Raw genomic sequence first — 20,607 nt, forward strand, 5'->3', positions numbered from 1 at the left:
TCATCCCTCCTGTCGCACTGCCAGCGTCACCTCAGGATGCACGACTGGCGTGAAGGCCAATCTCACCGCCGCGGCGACTTGCACTGCGGCTTCGACCAACTGAGGTGCGACACCAAGCGATTGTAGCCGTAGCCGGACCAAGTCGGCGCGATCGGCATGCACTGTTGTCAACACCGTGTGGCCGCTGATGGCAGCCTCACAAGCAATCGTAGCCGTTTCTAAATCCCGAATTTCACCAATCACCAACACATCTGGCCGATGGCGCAGCGCAGCTTTGAGCAACGCCGCGTAACTCATTTGCGCCTCAGGATTGACCTGCAACTGCAAAAAAGTCGGCTGCCAAATTTCTACAGGATCTTCGATGGTCATCACCATCTGCGTTGCTGCCAACTCAGTGGCAATCTGATACAGCAAGGTCGTTTTGCCGCTGCCAGTGGGGCCGCACAGCACCAGCATGCCGGTATGCTGCAGCGCAGCCAAGAGTTGCGTCACCACTGGCCGACTCCAGGCATCTAGTGGCGGTACCCCGTAAATCAGCCGCGCCACCAAAGTCTCCTGAGCCTGAAAATCAGCCACCGTGCTCAGCCGCAGCGTCAGCTGTAAGCTCGCCACGGTCACCGCCCCCAACTGGACGCGCCGAGTTTCCGACACGTTCATCCCGGCGTCGTATTTCAATGCATTGATCCAATTGCGACCCTGGGCTGCGGCCACCATCGTTAGCAAGGTCGGACCGCTGGGCACGCGGAGCATCACCGCCAGGCCATCAGGTTTGGGCAGCAAATAAACATCACTCGCTTGCTGGGCTTTGGCCTGACGGAATATTTCAAGCAGTGCTTCGTCCATTTTGACCACCTCGTATAGATATTTCGCAAACACGTGCGTACCTATCATATGGTTAACAGTCTTCAGATCTTGATGACACCACACTGGTGCACGAAAAAAATCGGTACCGCGAGTTTTGCGTGTACCGATTGCGTTAAATGGTCTAGGAAGAATATGCAATTGTCTTGGCCGATACTTTCATTCAAAACGGTTTACTTAGCGGTTAAACCCAACCAATTCTTCGATGCTAACCAATCGGCATTTTCTCCGTTATATTGCATTGCCCCACGATGATCTGTGGGAAACTTAAAGTGTTTTGGCTTTTCTTTGAAGCGAAAGTCAATCCGCTTCTCAGTCATGGTACTTGTCACACGAAATTCGCTGATTTCAGCCATATCCATGCCCTCCGGGTGTCCTTTACGCCGACCCACCAAGGGATACACCCAGAGCTTGGCCGAGGTGAAGACAAGTAGGACCTGTCGTTCGAATAAGTCACCATAAATAGCGGGATTTGAGGTGATGAACCACAGCAAATTTGAAGCCGACGAACCCGTTGTTCTGGCCCATAAATAATTGTTTTCAGGCATAATTGAGAGGTCATTGAGAATGTTAAGTGCATCCTTTTGCGTCAATGCGACTATTCTTCGGTCTTCCTTCCACTTTATTTTTAAGCGCTCTCAACCTAGAATGGAAGCAGCGCCTACAATCATAGTGTAACGATTGTATTTTCCCGCTGGCATAAAAGTGAATATATTCATATTTTTAGGGGGCATATTCAATGGCATTAACTACACCAACGCTGGGTGCCGCGTACCACGCTGTTCGCACTCGGCGTGGGCTGGCAATTAAACAAGTTAGAGGGCAACTAGATGCATCGGCGGTCTCGCATTTTGAACGAGATAACACTGACATTCGAATGACTAATCTAATGGCATTACTGCAGCCGACTGGAATGTCCATGGCAGAATTTGCCCAGTTAATCCAAACACCCACTCCTAGCGTCGAAGCCATCATGCAAAAAATTAGCCACGCATACGACGACCTTGATTGGACAACATTAAAGCAATTTTTAGCGACGTACTCAGACGCAACATCGGCAGACTCGGTGCGCTATCTTATTCGCCTGATTTTAGCATCCTGCGTAGCAGAACTTAAAAATGAGCAAACGCAGCTGTCACTGACTGATGATAGTTTTGTGGAAAACTACCTGATGCAAGATGGTTCTTGGTATGGCCTTGAATACATAGCATTCTGCAACTTAGCGTACAGTCTTTCACCCGAAACAAATAATCGCGTGCTCAAAAGAATGTTGTCCGAATATCAGAGCTTCCACTTACCAGAGTACAGCCGCTACTTCACGGCGGCCCTGTATAATCTCGCTGTGAATCGAATTGAAGCGCATGATTTCGATGGCACGCGCCAAATGCTCAGGGCGATTTCGGCCGTCAGTGACACCAACCGTGACTTTCTCTATCTCAACCACCATCTAGCCTTTCTACGTTTACTATTGCCACAGCTGGAGCATCCGACGCCGGCTACGACCGCTGCCCTAAATCAGTTTCTGAATGTAACCAGCCTGATTGACGCAACCCTAGCCGCCAAATTTCGTGGTTGGTTCAAGCAGTTAACAGCGCAAGATTAAAAACGCAAGCATTCATAAGCTTCTATGCAAATTCGATAGCCGACACCACTCCGACTGACTCTGGGGTGGTTTTTCATTCGCCATCAGAAAAAAGCCCTGAGCTCAAGTTCAGCTCAGGGCAACCGGCCGCCGCTTATTCGGCGTCGTCAGGCCATTGCGCGGAAGTGTAGACGTTTTGCACGTCGTCATTATCTTCAAGCGCGTCAATCAGGTTCTGGAAGGTTTCAAGCTTTTCTTCGGGAATCGGCACGGTGTTTTGCGGCACCATGGTCAATTCAGAGGTGGTGAAGTGGAAGCCTTGTTCTTCCAATGAATCCCGGACTTCAGTAAAATCCTTAGGATCGGTGTAAATTTCGAATTCGTCGTCAGACGTTTGCAAATCTTCGGCCCCTGCTTCGAGTACCGCTTCAAGCATTTGGTCCTCATCCACATCGAGCCCTTCACGGTCGATCACGAAATAACCGCGCCGGTCGAACATGTAAGAAACGGCCCCAGCCGTCGCCATGGTCCCACCATGACGTGTGATCGCCACCCGCACATCGGAGGATGTGCGGTTTTTGTTGTCGGTCAAGGCTTCGACCAAAATCGCGATGCCGGCTGGCCCATAACCTTCATAGGTCACTTCATCATAACGCGTCGCATCGCCGCCATCCGCTTTATCTAAGGCGCGTTTCACGTTGTCCTTAGGCATGTTGGCAGCGCGTGCTTTATCCATGACTAACCGAAGCGAAGGGTTGTTGTTGGGGTCAGAACCACCTTGCTTTGCTGCCATGAAAAGCTCACGGGAGATTTTCTGGAAAATTTTGCCGCGCTTGGCGTCCTGAGCGTTTTTACGGCCCTGGATGTTGTGCCATTTGGAATGTCCTGACATCGTAAACCCTCTTTTCGAATGAATGTAATATGCACATAAACGCTATAGAGTATAGCAAAAAACGCTTGCCGGTTCAATCACTAACCGCCAGCGCTTACACGACCAAATGCCGATGCTTGAGCTGCGGGAACACCACACGGTCCGCCAGCCCGACAATCGCCCCTTGCGCCACCAGGGAAAACAAAGTACCAATGTTCAAAGCATACGCCTGCCGGGTCGCCAAGACACAGATGAGAATCAACGTAATCGGGGGGACAAACGACAGCGGCTGCGCCAGCGCGGCGTTGCCATGCAAAAAGTGAAATCGCAGAATCTGCATCAAGTCATCGTTGGGATGCAGCATCACATTCAGCCGCTGATAAATCGACACGGCGACCCCGGTGCAAACAATCCCGAACAAATCCAAAACCACCCGCCACATCAACGGCAGCGCGACTAACGGGGTCATGCCAATTAACTGGGCAAACCACGACACCAAAAACGAAAACGGAATCATAAAAATAAAGTTGCCAGCAATCCGCCGCCATTCCAGTCGCCGCAGCACCAAGGCGTTAAATAGCACCACCGCCACCCCTTCGGCCAGCAGCACCGTCAGCAGCGTTAAGTGCAAGGCATGGGCCAGGTTCACCGCCGAAGCCGTCCACAGCGCCGAGCCTAGATTCATCGCCACCGTGAGGCCATTACCAAACCCGTTCAGCAAAATCGAAAACACAAAATAACCGATTAATTGCCGCGAGCGTAGCGGCGCGTCATTTTTGGCCTTCATCCTCGCCGCCTCCTTGCCCGCAGCGCCTGAATGGCCACGGTCACCAAAATGCCCAACGCCGCCCCAACCGCGTCCAGCATCACATCTTGAAACAACGGCGAGCGCCCAGGCGTAAAGCCTTGATGAAATTCATCAAATGCCGCCACGCCGGTGCAGGCAAAAAACAGCAACCCCGCCCGCAGCCAGGTTGGCGTCACCGCTTTACGTAGGGCGACGGTAAGCCCCGCCCCGAGTACCAGGTAGGTGCCAAAGTGCGCCAACTTCCGCAAGAAGAATTCAATCACCACCGCTGGCCCTTTCACCTGGGTGCTGATGTGCTGATCAGCCCACCAAAAATCGACGCCAGCCAGCCACTTAGGACCATGCTGGCCCACTAGCCGGGTTAGCCACGGCACCAGGGACTGCTGGCGGTAAGTCATGCTTGAACTGATGAATAATAGAATTAAGATTCCGGCAACAATCAACCAACCTCTGCGGCGCACGCGATCCCCTCATTTCCTTTCGCTAGCATAGCACACGCCATAAGCCAGCGGTATAATGAGGAAAATTATAAGGAGGTTTTCCCATGACCTATCCCCTGAACTGGCAGCTCGACAACATTTTCCCTGGTGGCATCGATTCGCCGCAGCTCAAAGCCCGGTTGACCGATGTTTCGACCAAGTTGCCAACCTTAAGCGCCCAGATCGCCGCGTGGCAGCCGACTGAAGATGCAGACTTCGCCGCTTTCCAGACCCTATTTGCCTTGCTGGAAGACGTCGAAAATGGCCTCGGCACCGTGGGCACTTTTGCCAACATGATTCACTCCGCAGACACGAAAAACGCTCAGGCCGGCGTCGTCAGCAACCAAGTCGCCCAGTTGGCCACTGCGCTCACCGCAGCTAACAACGCCCTCACCAAGAAACTGGTGGCGATGACCGAAGCTGATTTCAAGGCTTTGATTGCGGTGCCTGCCATCGCCCCCAGCGCCTTTGGCCTCACGGAACAGCGTGAGCAAGGCCAGGAGCTGTTGGACGATGCAACGGAAGCGCTCATCAATCAGTTGGCCATTGATGGCTTCCACGGCTGGAGCGACCATTACGACACCTTATCTGCTGATTTGCATTTTGACGTGACGCTGGATGGCCAAGCCCTCAGCTTATCGGCTGGGCAGGCGCAAAACCGCTTTGAAGGCGACCCTGAGCCGGCCCACCGCGAGGCCGTCTTCAATGCTTGGGAAAACACTTGGACCCAGCATGCCCAGCCGTTTGCCGACACCCTGAATCATTTGACCGGTTTCCGGCTGGCTAATTACCAGGCGCATCATTTTGACGATTATATGCATGTGCCGCTGCAGCTCAATCGCATGCAGCAAGCCACCGTTGATCAAATGTGGGCCACGGTCAGTGCGAACAAGGCGCCATTCACTAAGTATCTGGACCAAAAGGCGCGCCTGATTGGCAAGCCGCAAATGCCATGGCATGATCAATGGGCCCCAGTGGCGCTGGGTGGTTACCAGCCGAAAACCTACACCTTCGATGAAGCGGCGGCCTTTATCATCACCAACTTCCGCCAGTTTTCCCCGAAAATGGCTGATTTTGCGCAGCATGCCTTTGAAAATGGCTGGATTGAAGCCGAAGATCGCCCTGGTAAAATTGCCGGCGGCTACATGACCGAAGTGCCTGACGCCAAGGAAAGTCGCATTTTCATGACCTTTGATGGCTCCGCTGCCGGTGTGTCCACCATCGCCCATGAACTCGGCCATGCCTTCCATGCCAGCATTCTCAAGGACTATCCGCGAATGCGCCGGGAATACGCCATGAACGTCGCCGAAACCGCCTCGACTTTCGCCGAGCTGATCATCGCCGATGCCACGGTCAAGCAAGCGACCAGCGTGGAAGAACGTCTGAACTTGCTCGATGCCAAAATGAGCAATCCGCTGGCGATGCTGCTGAACATTCACGCGCGCTACTTGTTCGAACGCAGCTTCTACGATGCCCGCACCGAAGGCACAGTGACTGTGGCACAGCTGCAAACCTTGATGCAAGAGGCGCAGGCTAAAGCCTATGCCGGCGCCCTGAGCAGCTATGACCCAATGTACTGGGCGGACAAACTCCACTTCTTCATTGATGATGTGCCGTTCTACAACTTCCCGTACACCTTTGGCTACCTGTTCTCCAGCGGCATTTATGCCAAGGCCCAAACCCAAGGCGGAAACTTCGAAGATCATTACATTGCCTTGCTTAAGGACACGGCCAACATGACCACCGAGGCCTTAGCACAAAAGCACCTCGGCGTCGATTTGACCAAACCGGATTTCTGGCAGCAAGGCATTGACCTGGCCGCCAAAGATGCGCAAACCTTTATCGACTTAAGCCAGCCATTTTGGGCCTAAAGCGTGACCTGAAGTCGCCAAAAACACGCCTACCATCCCTCAGCTGAGGGATGGTAGGCGTGTTTTTTTGCTTTGGCTTAAACCCGCTTTTGGGTTGACTGCAGCCTTATTCCACAGTCACAGATTTAGCCAAGTTGCGGGGCCGATCGACGTCATAGCCGCGATCCAAGCTGGTGTAATACGCCAGCAGCTGCGCCGGGACAATCGTCAAAAGCGGCGACAACAGCGGGTTCAGCGCCGGGACAATCAAGTCATCGCCAGGTTCAGCCAATGACTCAGCGACAATGCGCAGTACTTTGCCGCCGCGCGCTTCGACTTCCTCGGCATTGCTGCGGGTGCGAGCCGCAGTGGTGGGATCGGTAATGATGGCCACCACCGGCGTGCCGGGTTCAATCAAGGCAATCGTGCCATGTTTGAGCTCGCCGGCGGCAAACCCTTCTGCTTGCACGTAGGAAATTTCTTTGAGCTTCAGCGCCGATTCCAAACTGACATAGTAATCCGTGCCGCGGCCAATGAAAAAGGCATTACGCGTGGTGGCAAACATTTCCTTGGCCAGCTCATGAATGGCGCTTTGCTGATCAATCAAGGCTTGCTGGCCAGTAGCAGCCAAGCTCAGCTCATGTTCGACGTCAAAGGCCTTGGCCGCCGCTTGACCTTTGGCTGCCCCTAAGGCTTTGGCCAGCAGGGCCTCCAAGGCGACCTGCGCCGTGTAGGCTTTGGTCGAGGCCACAGCGATTTCCGACCCCGCCGCCAAATCTAAAGCAAAGGTGGCTTCCCGCGCCAGCGTTGCCGTCAGCACATTGGTCATGGTCAAACTCGGCAAGTTTTTGGCGTTGATTTGCACCAACACCTGCCGTAGATCGGCGGTTTCGCCGCTTTGCGTCAAGAAAATGAAAAACGGTTTTTGACTGAGCAACGGCTGGTGATAAGCAAACTCAGAAGCCAGAAACGCCGTGGTGCGCACGCCGGCCAACTGTTCGAACAGTGCTTGGCCTACCAGTCCGGCATGATAGCTGGTTCCGGCGGCGACAATGTAGAGTTGGTCTGCATCCTTCAGCGCCGCCAGCAGCTTGACATCAAACTGCAGCGAGGCGCCCTTGGTGTAGCGCCTGAGCAGCCGCCGCATCACTGCTGGCTGTTCACTGACCTCCTTGAGCATGTAATAGGGATAGGCGCCTTTTTCCGTCTCTTGGGCATCCAATTCAATGGTAATCGGGTCACGCTTCACGGGCGTGCCGGCGGCATCTTCAATGGTCACCGCCTGCGCGGTTAAGGTCACCAGTTCCCCATCATTCAATTCGAGGAACTGATGGGTTTGATCGATCATCGCCATGGCATCGGAAGCAATCACATTGAAGCCATTGCCCAGACCCACCAGCAGCGGGCTTTGTTTCTTTGCCGCGTACAAAATATCTGGCGCCGTGCGGTCAGCTAGCGCAAAGGCGTAAGAGCCCTCCAGCAAGCTCAAGGTTTTACGTAAGGCAGCCTTGGCAGAAAGCCCCTCCTGGGCAAACAAGGCGATCAGTTGCACCACCACTTCGGTATCGGTTTGACTCGCCAACGTCACGTTTTGCAGGTAGGTTTGCTTCAGCTTGGCGGCGTTGGTAATCACGCCGTTGTGCACCAGGTAGAACCGGCCATCTTGCGACTGGTGCGGGTGAGCGTTGGCCACGGTCGGCTCGCCATTGGTCGCCCAGCGGGTATGCCCGATGCCCATGGTGCCTTGCACCTCTGGCCCGACTGCGTCCTTGAGCGCCTGAATGCGGCCGACGCGTTTGACCAGGTAATCTTGGCCGGCGCCATTCACATACAAGCCAGCTGAATCATAACCGCGATATTCCAACTTACTCAAGCCATGCAGTAACACCGTACTTGCATCTTCGCGCCCAATGACGCCAACGATTCCACACATATTGCCACGTCCTCTATATTTTATTGGTATACATCATTAATTGATATTGGTATGCCGTTAACGATTTCAAATATAGCGCCGTAGTTAGTCCTTGTCAACGAAAAATAGATAGTGGTATAGATATTCTTAATAATATTGGTATATGTCAATTTCAACGGAACCGGTTTCATTTTTGGTATAAAAAAACGTCATCGCCGAAGCCATGACGTTCATGCAACGATTAGGCGTTAGCCCCCATTTGTTCTTCAACAACGGCAACGATTTGATCCACGTACTGGTTGACCAAAGCTTCCGTTTTGGCTTCCGCCATCACCCGCAACAGCGGTTCGGTGCCGCTAGGGCGAACCAAGACGCGGCCATCGCCGGCCATTTCTTTTTCCACGGTATCAATGGCATCCTGGATGGCAGGGTAACTTTGCCAATTGTTCTTATCGGCCACTTTGACATTGACCAGTTTTTGCGGATAGGTTTGCACTGGCGACGCCAGTTCAGACAGCGGCTTCCCGGTTTGCTTCATGACATTCAAGAGCTGAATCCCGGTCAGCATCCCATCCCCAGTATTGTGATAGTCAAACAAAATCACGTGGCCGGATTGCTCGCCGCCGATGTTGTAGCCATGGGCGCGCATTTCTTCGGACACATGCCGGTCGCCCACTGCAGTTTGCACCGACTTCATGCCGTTAGCTTCCAGCGCCTTGTACATGCCAAGATTGCTCATCACCGTGGTCACCACGGTATCTTGCTTCAGGCGGCCATGTTCTTTCATGTAGTTGCCCAAAATGAACATGATCTTGTCGCCATCAACGATTTGACCCTTTTCATCCACGGCGATGCAGCGATCGCCATCACCATCAAAGGCTAAGCCAGCCTGGGCGCCTTTTTCCACCACAAACTTGGCTAAAGCTTCTGGATGGGTGGAACCCACATTTTTGTTGATGTTCAGGCCATCAGGATGGGTCGCCATGGTGTCGAACTCGGTATCCAAGTCTGCAAACAAGCGCGCGACCAAATTGCTGGTGGCGCCGTTAGCCGCATCCAGGCACACATGCAGGCCAGTCAGGTCGTCAGATAAGGTCTGTTCCAAGAACTGGGTGTACTTTAAAGCGCCTTCTGGATAATCATTCACTCGGCCCAAGCCTTCTGCCGCTGGGCGTGGCAAGGTGTCTTCTGGGGCATCCAGCAACGCTTCAATTTCTTCTTCGGTGGCATCAGACAGCTTGTAGCCATCTGGGCCGAAGAACTTGATGCCATTGTCGGCTGCCGGGTTGTGACTGGCGGAAATTTGAATGCCGGCATCCGCACTTTGCACCTTGATCAGGTAGGCCACTGCTGGCGTGGTGATGACGCCTAAAGATAAGACTTCAATCCCGACAGATAGCAGGCCAGAAATCAGCGATTCCGCCAACATTTCACCGGAGGCGCGGGTATCGCGTGCTACCAGCACCAACGGCTTTTTGGCGGCATCTTTGGCATGCTGGGTCAGCACATACCCTCCGCAGCGACCTAGGCGAAACGCCAGCTCCGGCGTTAATTCCTGATTAGCAATGCCCCGCACCCCATCGGTACCAAAATACTTCGTCATGAAAATTTCCTCGTTTCTGTTTTTAGATTACAAATTGGCTTAATCGTTGCTCGAACCGCTACTACTACTGCTGGTTTCAGCACTACTGCTGGTCTCACCTGCCGCCGCTGCGGCATCGGTGGTCATGTTGATCGTCACCTTAACGGTCTTGGGATCACTGGAGACAATGCCATCCACTACATCCGTCAGGCGCACGGTTTGCGTGGTGGTTTGCGTCAGTTTGGAGACATCCACCGGAATGGTGACACTGTCCAATTTCTTAAGCACTGCCGAACTGCCATACACCGTCACGGAGTCCGTACTGGTCTTAAAGCTGTAGCTCTGGCCACGAATACCAGTGCCGCTTTGTTTAACCGTCACGGGTAATTTTTTACTTGGCAGCGTGATCGGTAGCCGCACATGCACCGTGGCTGGTGACAGCACCACGTTCAACGTGCTCCCGTCTTCCGCCAAGGCTTGCAGCAAGACTTCCTGATCGATGGTTGTTTTAGTATTGCGGCTCATCACCACATTGGCCACCACTTGATAAACCCGATTGATTTCGCCTTTACCGCCAGTGACATCGACGGTTTCGCTGCTCAGCGTCGGATCGCCGGCGCTGTAGCCAGGCGCCAGCGAGTCATGATTGTACTTCACTTGGATCGGCATCCGCTTGGATTTGCGATCCTGAATGGTGACCTTGATAGTTTTTGGTTTGATTGCATAGGTCAAATCCTTATTGAGTCCTTGCTGTTTCAAGGTGACCGTGTGCGTCCCGACCCCCAGGCCACTTAAATCAGCCACCACGCGGAAGTTCAAGGTGTTCGCGGTGACCGTCACCAGGCTACTACTGCCTTCGACTTCAACGGTCACATGCTGGGGATAACCCGTGATGAAGTACTTGTCCGTGTCGGCTTTGAGTTCCAGCGGCACCTTGAGCGAACGACTGGTGGTGGCGGTGATCGCCGTGTCGTTGCTGCCGCTATTACGGTTGCGGTTCAAGTCTTCCATATTCACATAAGCGAACAACGCCACCGCTAAAATCAACGCCAGGAGGCAATAAAACCATTTGCTATCCCAAATTTGATTGAATTTGAATTTCATCGCTTGTCTCCTCCTTTGTGGGTCAGATCAAAGAAGAAGTTCGCCACCGGATTACGCTTGGTTTCCTCTTTGGGAATCAGCTGCGCCCGGAATAACTTGAGATAATCTTCCCGCGTCAAGTCGCGAATCAGATGATTATTCATCGTGATGGTCACACCGCCAGTTTCTTCCGAAATGACCAACGTTAAGGCATCTGTGACTTCACTGATCCCGACCGCCGCGCGGTGGCGGGTGCCCAGTTCTTTGGGAATCAGGCTACTTTCAGACAACGGCAAATAGGCGGCGGCTACGGCAATCCGGTTATCGCGGATAATGACTGCCCCATCATGCAACGGCGTATTGGGGATGAAAATATTGATCAGCAATTCCCCAGACACATCAGCGTCGATCGGAATCCCGGTTTCAATATAATCTTCCAAACCGGTATTTTGCTGAATGGTAATCAATGCCCCAATGCGGCGCTTGCTCATGTATTGAATGGCTTTATCCAGCTCTTTGACCAAGCGCTCCTCGGCCTGATGCGCATCATTGCGCGCCCATGGAAGCACCGAGCCGCGACCCAAGTGTTCGAGGCCGCGCCGAATTTCCGGCTGAAAGATGATGACTAAAGCCGGCACTGACCAAGTGATGACCAAATCGACTAAGTAGCCCACGGTATGCAGCTGTAAATACAAAGACACCACTTTGATCACCACAATCACAAAGATGCCTTTGAGCAGTTGCACGGCCTTGGTGCCCCGCACCAACATGATCAGGCGATAAATCACATACCAAACCACGAGAATGTCGATCAGATTCGTCAACGTTGACCAATGGAAGAAATTACTCAGTAAATCCTGCATATCCGATCCTCCCAAATGTTATCGACTTATTATACCACGTGGACGGCTGGCGTTGGGACCGCGCTCAAGGACGCAATGGCGAGGCTGTGCCGTGAAAATATTTTTCTGTACCAATCTTGTCGGCATGTATCCGCCATCATTTTCAAGAAATTTTCGTGAAAAAATGTACAAAGGCCTACCGACGCACCTGTTTGCTCATCGTGCATTCACCTGCTTTGCACACCAATCAAAGCCTGTTACAGCACGCTTTCACGGTATTTACAACCAGACAGGAGTTCGTTACGCTAGCCCTGTAATCTATGAATGGAGATGGCAATGATGGCTCAAGTCACAGTCCTTAAACAACCCGTTGCCGCGGCAGACCCCGCGGCGGAGGTCGATGCTCTCGTCAACCAGGCGGAGCACGCCTTCAATCTTTATCAAAACTTCACCCAAGCGCAAGTGGATCACATCACGCATGCGGTGGTCGCCGCCGCCAGGGCGCACGCCAAAGACCTGGCGTTTTTAGCCTGGAAGGAAACCGGCCGCGGCAATGCCGAAGACAAGGCCATTAAAAATATTTACGCTAGCCAATACATTTGGAATGCGATTAAGACGACGAAGACCGTAGGCAAAATCAGTGAAGACCCGGCCAACGGGCTCACGCAATATGCCGAACCCCTCGGCATTCTGGCTGGCATTACGCCAGTGACCAATCCCACGTCAACCGTCATTTTTAAAGCGATTTTGGCTTTGAAGACGCGCAACGCGATTATCTTCGGCTTGCATCCCCAAGCGCAGCAATGCGGTAGCGCCGCGGTGAAAATCATGGAAGACGCTGCCACCGCTGCCGGCGCACCAGCCGGCCTCATTCAATGCATCGCCCACCCCAGCATCGAGGCTTCCAGTGCCTTGATGAATCACGACCGGGTGGCTTTGGTGTTAGCCACCGGCGGCCCTGGCATGGTGAAGGCGGCCTACTCCACCGGCAAGCCCGCGCTTGGCGTTGGCCCAGGCAACGCGCCCGCTTACATTGAAAAAACTGCCGACATCGCCGCTGCCGTACAGGATATTCTACTCAGCAAATCCTTCGATAATTCGATGATTTGCGCCTCTGAAAACAGCATTGTGGTCGACCGCAGCATTTATCCGGCTGTCAAAGCGGCCTTCCAAGCCGGCGGCGCCTATTTTGTTCCTGACCAAGAGGTCGCCAAGTTGACCGCGGCAGTGATTGATCCGCAGCGCCGCACCGTCCGCGGTCCGGTGGCCGGGCAAAGCGCCGAGAAAATCGCTAAACTGGCGGGCTTAACCGTCCCTAAAGGCACCAAACTACTGATTGCCAAACTCGACGGCATTGGCAAAAACTTCCTATTATCTGGGGAAAAATTGTGTCCCGTGCTGTCATTGTATCTGGCCAACGACCATGCCTCAGCTTTCGACTTATGCCAGTCACTGCTCCACTATGGCGGCTTAGGCCATACCGCAGCGATTCACACCACCGACCAAACCGTGATTGACGCCTTTGGAGAAGCGATGCCAGCTTGCCGCATTCTGGTGAACAGCCCGGCCAGTTTAGGCGGGATTGGCGGCTTGTTCAATCGCCTCACCCCTTCCTTGACGCTTGGGACTGGGTCTTACGGGAAGAACTCGATTTCCCACAATCTGACCGTGATGGATCTGCTGAATATCAAAACCGTGGCCCGTGCCACGCGCCATCCCAATGCTTTGATTGGCGAACTACGCGACCTCATCCACGAAAATTAGCATTTTCTCATATTCTTTTGGCCAGTCTGCGCAGCAAAACCGCGTTGGCTGGCCTTTTTGGTGGTGGCCGATTTGGTTTTGCGAATTTTACCGAGAAAAGGTGTTCAATTAAGTGCAAAGCGTTAGAATAGCTCTATATACTGGAACCATGCAAGGCTCTAGGGGGAATGGCCTGCGTCAGCAGGCCGATCTTTGATTGAGGCGACTCAATCATGTGGAGGTTAGAAAGATGACTGCAACAGATAAGCGGACGCAATATGCGACCCAGACGTCGGCAGAAGTGCTGAAGGATCTTGACAGCACGAACACCGGCATTACTGAGGCTGAGGCGCAAAAGCGTTTAGCTCAATACGGGGAAAACACGATTACCCACACCCAAGGGGAATCGCAATTTAAGGCCTTTATCAAAAACTTTGGGAGCCTGATGGCGATTTTGCTTTGGGTGTCAGGGCTGGTCGCGATGATCAGTGGCACCATGGAGCTAGGGATTGCCATTTGGCTCGTGAACATCATTAATGGGGTCTTCAGTTTCTGGCAGCAATTCCAAGCCAAAAAAGCCACCGACTCCTTAATGGCGATGTTGCCCACTTACACGCAGGTTTATCGCGATGGTAAGGTGCAACAAAAAGACGCCACGGCCTTGGTGCCAGGTGATGTCTTCCTGTTGCAAGCCGGTAACGCCATTCCGGTCGATGCACGCTTGCTTGAAGCGACTTCCATGCAAGTCGATCAAAGTGCGCTGACCGGTGAATCCGTCCCAGAATCCAAAGAAGTGAAATACGACCCGGGCGAAGGCCAATTCGCCGAGTCCAACCTGATTTATGCCGGTACCACCATCGGCGCCGGCACCGGCAAAGCGGTCGCGATTGCCACCGGCATGAACACCGAGTTCGGGAAAATCGCTGCTTTGACCCAGCAGCAAAAGAAGGTCAAGAGTCCCCTCGCCATTGAGCTGGATCACCTGACCCGGCAGATTTCTATGATTGCCATTGCCATTGGGATTGCCTTTTTCATCTCGGCGATTTTCTTTGTCCACTATCCAGCTGCCAAGGCGTTCATTTTCGCCTTAGGGATGATCGTCGCGTTCATTCCTGAAGGCCTCCTGCCAACTGTCACCTTGAGTTTAGCCCAAGGCGTCACCCGCATGGCCAAAAAGCATGCACTGGTGAAGGATCTGAATTCCGTTGAAACCCTGGGCGAAACCACGGTGATCTGCTCGGATAAGACTGGGACCCTGACGCAAAACCAAATGACCGTCAATCACGTTTGGACTCGGAGTAAGGAATACAAAATCACCGGCCAAGGCTATGTGAACAACGGCCACATCGAACTGGATGGCAAGCGCGTTGACCCGACCACCGAGCCGGAATTGGCTCTGCTGGTACGGGTGGCTTCGCTGAATAACGATACCCAGGTGCAGCAAGACAAAGACAGTGGTAAGCCGAAAATTCTCGGCACACCAACCGAAGCCGCTTTGGTGATTTTAGCCGAAAAAGCCGGCTTTGATCTCGCGGCCGCTACCGCCAAAACTCCGCGGCTGAAAGAGTTTCCTTTTGACTCCGACCGTAAGCGCATGAGTACGGTGCACCGCCTCGATGATCAAACCCTGATGCTGTGCGTCAAAGGCTCATTAAGCGACACGGTGCACCAGTGCGACACGATTCAAGTCGATGGTAAAGTGCGGCCGATCACCGAAGATGACCGCCGCGCGATCAACGCTGCCAACAACAAGTACGCGAAGTTAGGCTTACGTAGCCTGGCTGCCGCCTACCGTGAGTTCCCCGCTGAAGCCGATACCGCCAGTCAGCTGGACAAAATGACCATCGAAGACGCCGAAAACCATTTGACCTTCGTCGGCTTGACCGTCATGGCTGACCCACCGCGCCCAGAAATCTACGAAGCGGTGCGCAAGTGCCACGAAGCCAACATTAAGATCATCATGGTGACTGGGGACTCCACGTTAACAGCGAAGTCCATCGCCGTTAAAATTGGCCTGACCTCGGACCAAGCCCGCGTCGTTACCGGCACCGAATTGGATGCCATGACTGAAGACCAGTTGCAAGACACCTTGAAAGGCGAAATCATTTTCGCCCGGGTTGCCCCTGAACAGAAGTACAAGATCGTTTCCACCTTGCAAAAGAACGGTGAAATCGTTGCTTCCACTGGTGATGGCGTCAACGATGCCCCCGCCCTCAAAAAGGCCGATATCGGCGTTGCCATGGGTGTGACCGGGACCGACGTGGCGAAGGATGCGGCGGATATGATTTTGACCGATGACAACTTCGCCTCGATCGTGGCCGCGATTGAAGAAGGCCGCACGGTGTACGCCAACTTGCAGAAGTTCCTGACCTACATTTTGACCTCCAACGTGCCTGAAGCCATTCCTTCTGCGCTGTTCCTGTTCTCTGGTGGGCTGATTCCGCTGCCTATGACGGTGATGCAGATTTTGACTGTCGACTTAGGGACGGACATGCTGCCAGCGCTGGGGCTGGGTTCTGAAAAAGCGGAGCCTGGCATCATGCACCAGCCGCCGCGCGCCAAAAACGCGCACCTCTTGAGTAAGCGGGTCATCTGGAAGGCCTTTGCCTGGTATGGCTTGATCTCCAGTGTGATTTCCACCGCCGCCTACTTCTTCGTCAACTACCAAAACGGTTGGCCTAACGTGGCCCTGGCTGCCAGCGGCAATGTCTATGCGCGGGCGACCACCATGGTCCTTGGCGCGATTGTCTTCTCCCAGATCGCCAATGCCTTGAACTGCCGGACCAACATGGCTTCAGTGTTCAAAGTGGGGTTGTTCAGCAACCGGCGCGTCTGGTATGGGATTGCCTTTGAAATCGTCTTGTTTGCCTTCCTGACCGTGACGCCTGGGGTGCAAGAATTGTTCAATACCACGGTCCTCAACCCTGGTGATTGGCTGTTCCTGTTCATCATTCCGTTCCCGATTGTGTTAATCGAGGAAATTCGCAAACGCTTAGCGCGGCGCAATGATCCGCTTGCCGACGCCGCCGATTAAGTCTAGCAAACGAAAAAACCCAGCCAAAGTGGCTGGGTTTTTGTCTGCCCTCAGTACCGCCGGTCAAACGCGGCACTAGTGGAGCGTAATTGAAATTGGTCAGGAGTCAGGGTCAAGGCATGCTGCAAGCGCACCTTCAAGCTGGTCGGGCCCAGTAATGAATTGAACCGATAGCCATCTTGATAGCGCCGTAGATAAGTGACCACAGGATCGAGCGCCAGCCGCACCGAGCGTTCTGCTGGCGCGGCCGTGAAGGTCAAAAGATAATCCACGCCCAAAGCCGTTGGGGTCGAAATTGGATCTGTTGCCATGTTCTCGCCTCCTCTACTGCTCAAAGTGTAAAACGTTGAGCAAGGGAAAACAAGGTTCAACCCTTCACTTTAATTTGCCTGTTCGGCAATGTGAAATTGAATCGGTGAGAAATCATCCGCTTCGTGGGCCGCCACATACTTGGTAGCCTCGCGGTTGATGGCAGCCAGGTCGATGCCTTGCGCCTTGGCCGCAAACAAACAGCCGCAATAGCACTGGCGATAGACATTGTAGTCCTTGCACATCTGCACCGATCGGGCATAGCCGCCACGCTTTTTGAAGTCACTCGGCAGGTAAGCCACATTGTACAGATGCTGAATTTCCAGCCCGCCTTCGTTGATCCACTGCGCATTCTTGTTCGGCGAAATGGTCAGCGTGCTACCAAAGTAGTCAAAGCCCAATTCCTGCGCCTTGGCCGCCACCGCATCCAGCCGAAAATCATAGCAGACGCGGCAGCGCGCGCCGCCTTCTGGTTCATTCTTCAGCGTCTTGGTTTGCGCCAGCCAATCGCTGGGCTTGTAGTCGGCGCTGATAAACTGAACCTGGTTGTGCGTCCGGGCGTTAAAATCAAGAATAAACTGCTGTTGCACTAGCTTACGCCGCTCATACTCCATCCGCGGATGAATATTGGGGTTGAAGAAGAAGATCGTCACATCAGCAAACTGGGTGAGATATTCCAGCGTGTAGGTGCTACAAGGCGCGCAACAAGCGTGCATCAACAGGCGCGGACGCAGCTTTTGTTCCTGCCAGCCCTTGATGACCTCTTGCAAAATCAGGTCAAAATTGATTTTTTGGTCTTTTTCGAATTGACTGGCAATTTCTGCGTATTCCAACATCCGTCTCGCCTCCGTGGCCTAAGTATACAAAAACTCAGTCGCGAAGACAATTTGCGGGCAAGCAAAAACCGAGGACGACTGGCGCCGCACCTCGGCATTTGACACTACTTCCGGTACATTTTAAATTCCAAGTATAGATCGTTGTACAGCCCTACTGTCTTCGGGGCTAAGTCACTATACACTTCAGACTTCTTGATAACATCCTCATCTGGATAGAACTGCTTATCGTTACGCACCGCTTTGGGTAGCAACTTCAGCGCCGCTACATTGGGGGTAGAATACCCGACGTAATCCGCGTTCTGCGCCGCATTTTTGGCATTCGTGAGGAAATTCAAGAACGCATAAATGGCCTTGAAGTGCTTCGCAGTCTTAGGGATGACCAAATTGTCAAACCACAAGTTCGAGCCTTCACTCGGCACCACATAGTGCAGATGCGAGTTATTGGCCATCATATCCGCCGCTTCCCCTGACCAGTCCACCGCCAGCGCCGATTCATCGGCGGCCATGTACATCTTGATTTCATCGGCCACCACGGCTTTAACATTCGGTGACATCTGATCAAGCTTCGCCTTGGCCAAGGCCAGGGTGTTCGGATCCGTGGTGTTCATCGACTTACCCATCGACCGCAGGGAAAAGCCCATGATGTCGCGCGCCGAGTCAATCAGCATGATGTTGTCGCGATATTTACTCTTCCACAAGTCATTCCAGTGTTGGATTTCACCAGGCTTAACAAACTTGTCGTTGTAAATGATCCCCAAGGTGCCCCAGAAATACGGCAGGCTGTACTTATTGCCGGGATCAAAGGAGCGGTTCATGTACAACGCGCCGAAATTACTGAGGTCTTTGAGTTTGCTCTTATCCAGTGGCACCAGCATCTTGGCGTTACGCATTTTTTCGACCATGTATTCAGAAGGCACCGTCAAATCATAGGAAGTCCCGCCTTGCTGAATCTTGGTGTACATCGCCTCGTTCGAGTCAAAGGTTTCCAAATTGACATGGTAGCCCGTTTGCTTTTCAAACTTTTTAATCAAAGCCGGGTCGATGTAATCGCCCCAGTTCGCCAGGTTCAACGTGTTATCGCCGGTGGCGCCTTGCGCTTTGGCCAAAGAGTGGCTCCAGAAGGCCAAGCCGAGCACCGCAGCCAAGATAATGGCGGCCATGCTAATGAGTCGCTTCATTGGTGACTGCCCCCTTTGCTTTTAGCTTCGCCTTATGCGACTTGGTGCCGCGCTGGATGAAGTAGTACCCCACTACCAGCACCAAGGAGAACAGGAACATCACGCCAGACAGCGCATTGATTTCCAGGCTGATGCCTTGACGCGCCCGGGCATAGATTTCAACGGACAGGGTTTCAAAGCCGTTGCCGGTGACGAAGAAGGTGACGGCAAAATCATCTAGCGAGTAAGTGAAGGCCATGAAGAAGCCGCTTAAAATCCCAGGCGTGATGAACGGCATGATGACGCGGGTCAACACCTGCAAGTTGGTGGAGCCCAAATCACGGGCTGCATCCAGCATCGTGTTGCTCATTTCCTGCAGCCGCGGCAGCACCATCAGCACCACAATCGGAATGGAAAAGGCGATATGGCTCAGCAGGACGGACAAGAACCCTAGCGGAATGTGCAGCGCGGTGAAGAAAATCAGAAAACTGGCGCCGATGATGACATCCGGCGACACCATCAGAATGTTGTTCAGCGAGAGAATCGAGTTTTTGACCACTGGCCGACTGGTACGGCTAATCGCCAGCGCCCCTAGCGTGCCAACAATCGTCGCAATCAGGCTGGAGAGCAAGGCCAGCATCAACGTATCCACCACAATTTGAATCATCCGGGTGTCAGCGAACAGTTCCTGGTAATGGGTCCAGGTGAAGCCATGAAAGTTGCTCATGGTATCCCCTGCCGAAAACGAGTAGAAAATCAGGTAAGCAATTGGGACATACAACATGATGAAGACAAAAATCAAATAGAGATTAGTCCATTTCCATTTTTTCAGTGACTTCATGCCCGGCGGCCTCCTTTCTTCTTCCGTTCACCAGTCAGGAACATGATCACGACCATCGCAATGATCAAGATGACCCCGATGGTTGAGCCCATCCCCCAGTTCATGGTGGTCAGGAAGTGTTCTTCAATCGCGGTCCCCAAGGTGATGACCCGATTACCGCCAATCAAGCGGGTGAGCATGAATAAGCTCAGACTTGGAATGAACACGGCCTGGACCCCGCTTTTGACGCCACTCATGGTCAGCGGCAAAATCACGCGGGTGAAAGTCTGCCACCACTTGGCCCCCAGGTCGCGACTGGCGTTGACCAAACCTTCATTCAGTTCCTCAATCCCATTAAAAATCGGCAAAATCATAAACGGAATTTCGATGTAACTCGCCACGAAAATGAAGGAGAAATCCGTGAACAAGAACTGGTGCGTGCCCAGCCCCATCATCTGGAGGAAGGTATTGATGCCGCCATCCTGGCTGAAAATGCCAATAAAGGCATAAGCTTTCAGCAACAAGTTGATCCAGGTCGGCAAAATGATCAACAGCAACCACAGCTCTTTATGCTTCGCGTAGTGCAGCAGGTAAGCCGCCGGATAGGAAATCACCAACGTCAGCGCGGTAATCAGGAAGGCATACCACACCGAGTTGATGGTCATCATGATGTAGGTGCTGGAATGAAAATAAGTCGCATAATTGCTGAAGGTGAACTGACCTTCAATGTTAAAGAAGGATTGATAAACAATCAGCAGCATCGGCGCAATGACAAACAGTAAAATCCAGAGGATATATGGCACATAGAAGGCCAGATTGGTGGTTTTTTTCATCAGCG

General features: G+C 53.0%; 18 protein-coding genes. 4 read left to right on the forward strand and 14 right to left on the reverse strand.

Going from position 1 to position 20,607, the window contains the following annotated elements:
* Entirely contained in the window at positions 1-843 is an 843-nt protein-coding gene (locus JUF11_RS09255; RefSeq protein ID WP_204119352.1) for an ATPase, T2SS/T4P/T4SS family, read from the reverse strand.
* 191 nt (positions 844-1,034) lie between these two features.
* Positions 1,035-1,454, reverse strand: a complete 420-nt coding sequence (locus tag JUF11_RS09260) for a hypothetical protein (RefSeq protein WP_204119353.1) — start codon at positions 1,452-1,454, stop codon at positions 1,035-1,037.
* 146 nt (positions 1,455-1,600) lie between these two features.
* On the opposite strand from JUF11_RS09260, the gene JUF11_RS09265 reads away from it, so the two are divergent.
* Positions 1,601-2,464, forward strand: coding sequence for an Rgg family transcriptional regulator (locus JUF11_RS09265; RefSeq protein WP_204119354.1), 864 nt, complete (start codon positions 1,601-1,603; stop codon positions 2,462-2,464).
* A gap of 133 nt (positions 2,465-2,597) precedes the next feature.
* On the opposite strand, the gene JUF11_RS09270 is transcribed toward JUF11_RS09265, so the two are convergent.
* The 3 genes from JUF11_RS09270 to JUF11_RS09280 form a co-directional block, all read right to left on the reverse strand.
* Positions 2,598-3,335: a YebC/PmpR family DNA-binding transcriptional regulator gene (locus JUF11_RS09270; RefSeq protein WP_125580854.1), complete on the reverse strand. Its 738-nt coding sequence runs from the start codon at positions 3,333-3,335 to the stop codon at positions 2,598-2,600.
* A 94-nt stretch (positions 3,336-3,429) separates the two neighbouring features.
* On the reverse strand, positions 3,430-4,101 hold the full coding sequence (locus tag JUF11_RS09275; protein ID WP_204119355.1) for a DUF6198 family protein: 672 nt from the start codon (positions 4,099-4,101) through the stop codon (positions 3,430-3,432).
* Positions 4,098-4,583 carry a VanZ family protein gene (locus tag JUF11_RS09280; protein WP_204119356.1) on the reverse strand — a complete coding sequence of 162 codons (486 nt, stop codon included), beginning with the start codon at positions 4,581-4,583 and terminating at the stop codon, positions 4,098-4,100. The genes JUF11_RS09275 and JUF11_RS09280 overlap by 4 nt, the downstream gene beginning before the upstream one ends.
* Positions 4,584-4,666: 83 nt before the next feature.
* Between JUF11_RS09280 and JUF11_RS09285 the strand changes: the two genes are divergently transcribed.
* Entirely contained in the window at positions 4,667-6,472 is a 1,806-nt protein-coding gene (locus tag JUF11_RS09285) for a M3 family oligoendopeptidase (RefSeq protein ID WP_204119357.1), read from the forward strand.
* Between the two features lie 106 nt (positions 6,473-6,578).
* Here JUF11_RS09285 and glmS read toward each other — a convergent pair whose 3' ends face one another.
* The 4 genes from glmS to cdaA form a co-directional block, all read right to left on the reverse strand.
* Positions 6,579-8,384 (reverse strand): glutamine--fructose-6-phosphate transaminase (isomerizing), encoded by a 1,806-nt coding sequence (gene glmS, locus JUF11_RS09290; RefSeq protein WP_204119358.1) that lies wholly within the window; start codon positions 8,382-8,384, stop codon positions 6,579-6,581.
* Positions 8,385-8,604: 220 nt separating this feature from the next.
* Positions 8,605-9,966 (reverse strand): phosphoglucosamine mutase, encoded by a 1,362-nt coding sequence (gene glmM / locus JUF11_RS09295; RefSeq protein WP_204119359.1) that lies wholly within the window; start codon positions 9,964-9,966, stop codon positions 8,605-8,607.
* Positions 9,967-10,005: 39 nt separating this feature from the next.
* The gene (locus tag JUF11_RS09300; protein ID WP_204119360.1) at positions 10,006-11,049 is read right to left on the reverse strand and encodes a CdaR family protein; all 1,044 of its coding nucleotides are present in this window, start codon (positions 11,047-11,049) and stop codon (positions 10,006-10,008) included.
* Positions 11,046-11,891: a diadenylate cyclase CdaA gene (cdaA, locus tag JUF11_RS09305; protein ID WP_204119361.1), complete on the reverse strand. Its 846-nt coding sequence runs from the start codon at positions 11,889-11,891 to the stop codon at positions 11,046-11,048. Before cdaA ends, JUF11_RS09300 begins: the two co-directional genes overlap by 4 nt.
* A 318-nt stretch (positions 11,892-12,209) precedes the next feature.
* Between cdaA and JUF11_RS09310 the strand changes: the two genes are divergently transcribed.
* Together JUF11_RS09310 and JUF11_RS09315 are read left to right on the forward strand one after the other, a co-directional pair.
* Positions 12,210-13,634 (forward strand): aldehyde dehydrogenase family protein, encoded by a 1,425-nt coding sequence (locus JUF11_RS09310; protein ID WP_236000511.1) that lies wholly within the window; start codon positions 12,210-12,212, stop codon positions 13,632-13,634.
* A gap of 229 nt (positions 13,635-13,863) precedes the next feature.
* A complete protein-coding gene (locus JUF11_RS09315; RefSeq protein WP_204119363.1) occupies positions 13,864-16,647 on the forward strand; it encodes a cation-translocating P-type ATPase in 2,784 nt (927 codons plus the stop codon).
* A gap of 50 nt (positions 16,648-16,697) precedes the next feature.
* On the opposite strand, the gene JUF11_RS09320 is transcribed toward JUF11_RS09315, so the two are convergent.
* The 5 genes from JUF11_RS09320 to JUF11_RS09340 form a co-directional block, all read right to left on the reverse strand.
* Entirely contained in the window at positions 16,698-16,958 is a 261-nt protein-coding gene (locus JUF11_RS09320) for a hypothetical protein (protein WP_204119364.1), read from the reverse strand.
* A gap of 69 nt (positions 16,959-17,027) precedes the next feature.
* Complete coding sequence (locus tag JUF11_RS09325) at positions 17,028-17,792, reverse strand: epoxyqueuosine reductase QueH (RefSeq protein WP_204119365.1); 765 nt, start codon at positions 17,790-17,792, stop codon at positions 17,028-17,030.
* A 104-nt stretch (positions 17,793-17,896) separates the two neighbouring features.
* Positions 17,897-18,970, reverse strand: a complete 1,074-nt coding sequence (locus JUF11_RS09330; RefSeq protein WP_204119366.1) for an ABC transporter substrate-binding protein — start codon at positions 18,968-18,970, stop codon at positions 17,897-17,899.
* Complete coding sequence (locus JUF11_RS09335) at positions 18,954-19,790, reverse strand: ABC transporter permease (RefSeq protein ID WP_204119367.1); 837 nt, start codon at positions 19,788-19,790, stop codon at positions 18,954-18,956. Before JUF11_RS09335 ends, JUF11_RS09330 begins: the two co-directional genes overlap by 17 nt.
* On the reverse strand, positions 19,787-20,605 hold the full coding sequence (locus JUF11_RS09340) for an ABC transporter permease (protein ID WP_204119388.1): 819 nt from the start codon (positions 20,603-20,605) through the stop codon (positions 19,787-19,789). The genes JUF11_RS09335 and JUF11_RS09340 overlap by 4 nt, the downstream gene beginning before the upstream one ends.
* Between the last annotated feature and the right edge of the window lie 2 nt (positions 20,606-20,607).

Origin of the sequence: Lacticaseibacillus suilingensis, from assembly GCF_016861845.1 — a bacterium.
Classification (GTDB): domain Bacteria; phylum Bacillota; class Bacilli; order Lactobacillales; family Lactobacillaceae; genus Lacticaseibacillus; species Lacticaseibacillus suilingensis.

Coding starts and splice junctions, on each gene's coding strand:
- JUF11_RS09320 (WP_204119364.1), bottom strand. CDS start 16,958: ATGGCAACAGATCCAATTTCGACCCCAACGGCTTTGGGCGTGGATTAT.
- glmM (WP_204119359.1), bottom strand. CDS start 9,966: ATGACGAAGTATTTTGGTACCGATGGGGTGCGGGGCATTGCTAATCAG.
- JUF11_RS09285 (WP_204119357.1), top strand. CDS start 4,667: ATGACCTATCCCCTGAACTGGCAGCTCGACAACATTTTCCCTGGTGGC.
- JUF11_RS09275 (WP_204119355.1), bottom strand. CDS start 4,101: ATGAAGGCCAAAAATGACGCGCCGCTACGCTCGCGGCAATTAATCGGT.
- JUF11_RS09325 (WP_204119365.1), bottom strand. CDS start 17,792: ATGTTGGAATACGCAGAAATTGCCAGTCAATTCGAAAAAGACCAAAAA.
- glmS (WP_204119358.1), bottom strand. CDS start 8,384: ATGTGTGGAATCGTTGGCGTCATTGGGCGCGAAGATGCAAGTACGGTG.
- JUF11_RS09335 (WP_204119367.1), bottom strand. CDS start 19,790: ATGAAGTCACTGAAAAAATGGAAATGGACTAATCTCTATTTGATTTTT.
- JUF11_RS09310 (WP_236000511.1), top strand. CDS start 12,210: ATGGCTCAAGTCACAGTCCTTAAACAACCCGTTGCCGCGGCAGACCCC.
- JUF11_RS09270 (WP_125580854.1), bottom strand. CDS start 3,335: ATGTCAGGACATTCCAAATGGCACAACATCCAGGGCCGTAAAAACGCT.
- JUF11_RS09315 (WP_204119363.1), top strand. CDS start 13,864: ATGACTGCAACAGATAAGCGGACGCAATATGCGACCCAGACGTCGGCA.
- JUF11_RS09265 (WP_204119354.1), top strand. CDS start 1,601: ATGGCATTAACTACACCAACGCTGGGTGCCGCGTACCACGCTGTTCGC.
- JUF11_RS09300 (WP_204119360.1), bottom strand. CDS start 11,049: ATGAAATTCAAATTCAATCAAATTTGGGATAGCAAATGGTTTTATTGC.
- JUF11_RS09255 (WP_204119352.1), bottom strand. CDS start 843: ATGGACGAAGCACTGCTTGAAATATTCCGTCAGGCCAAAGCCCAGCAA.
- cdaA (WP_204119361.1), bottom strand. CDS start 11,891: ATGCAGGATTTACTGAGTAATTTCTTCCATTGGTCAACGTTGACGAAT.
- JUF11_RS09330 (WP_204119366.1), bottom strand. CDS start 18,970: ATGAAGCGACTCATTAGCATGGCCGCCATTATCTTGGCTGCGGTGCTC.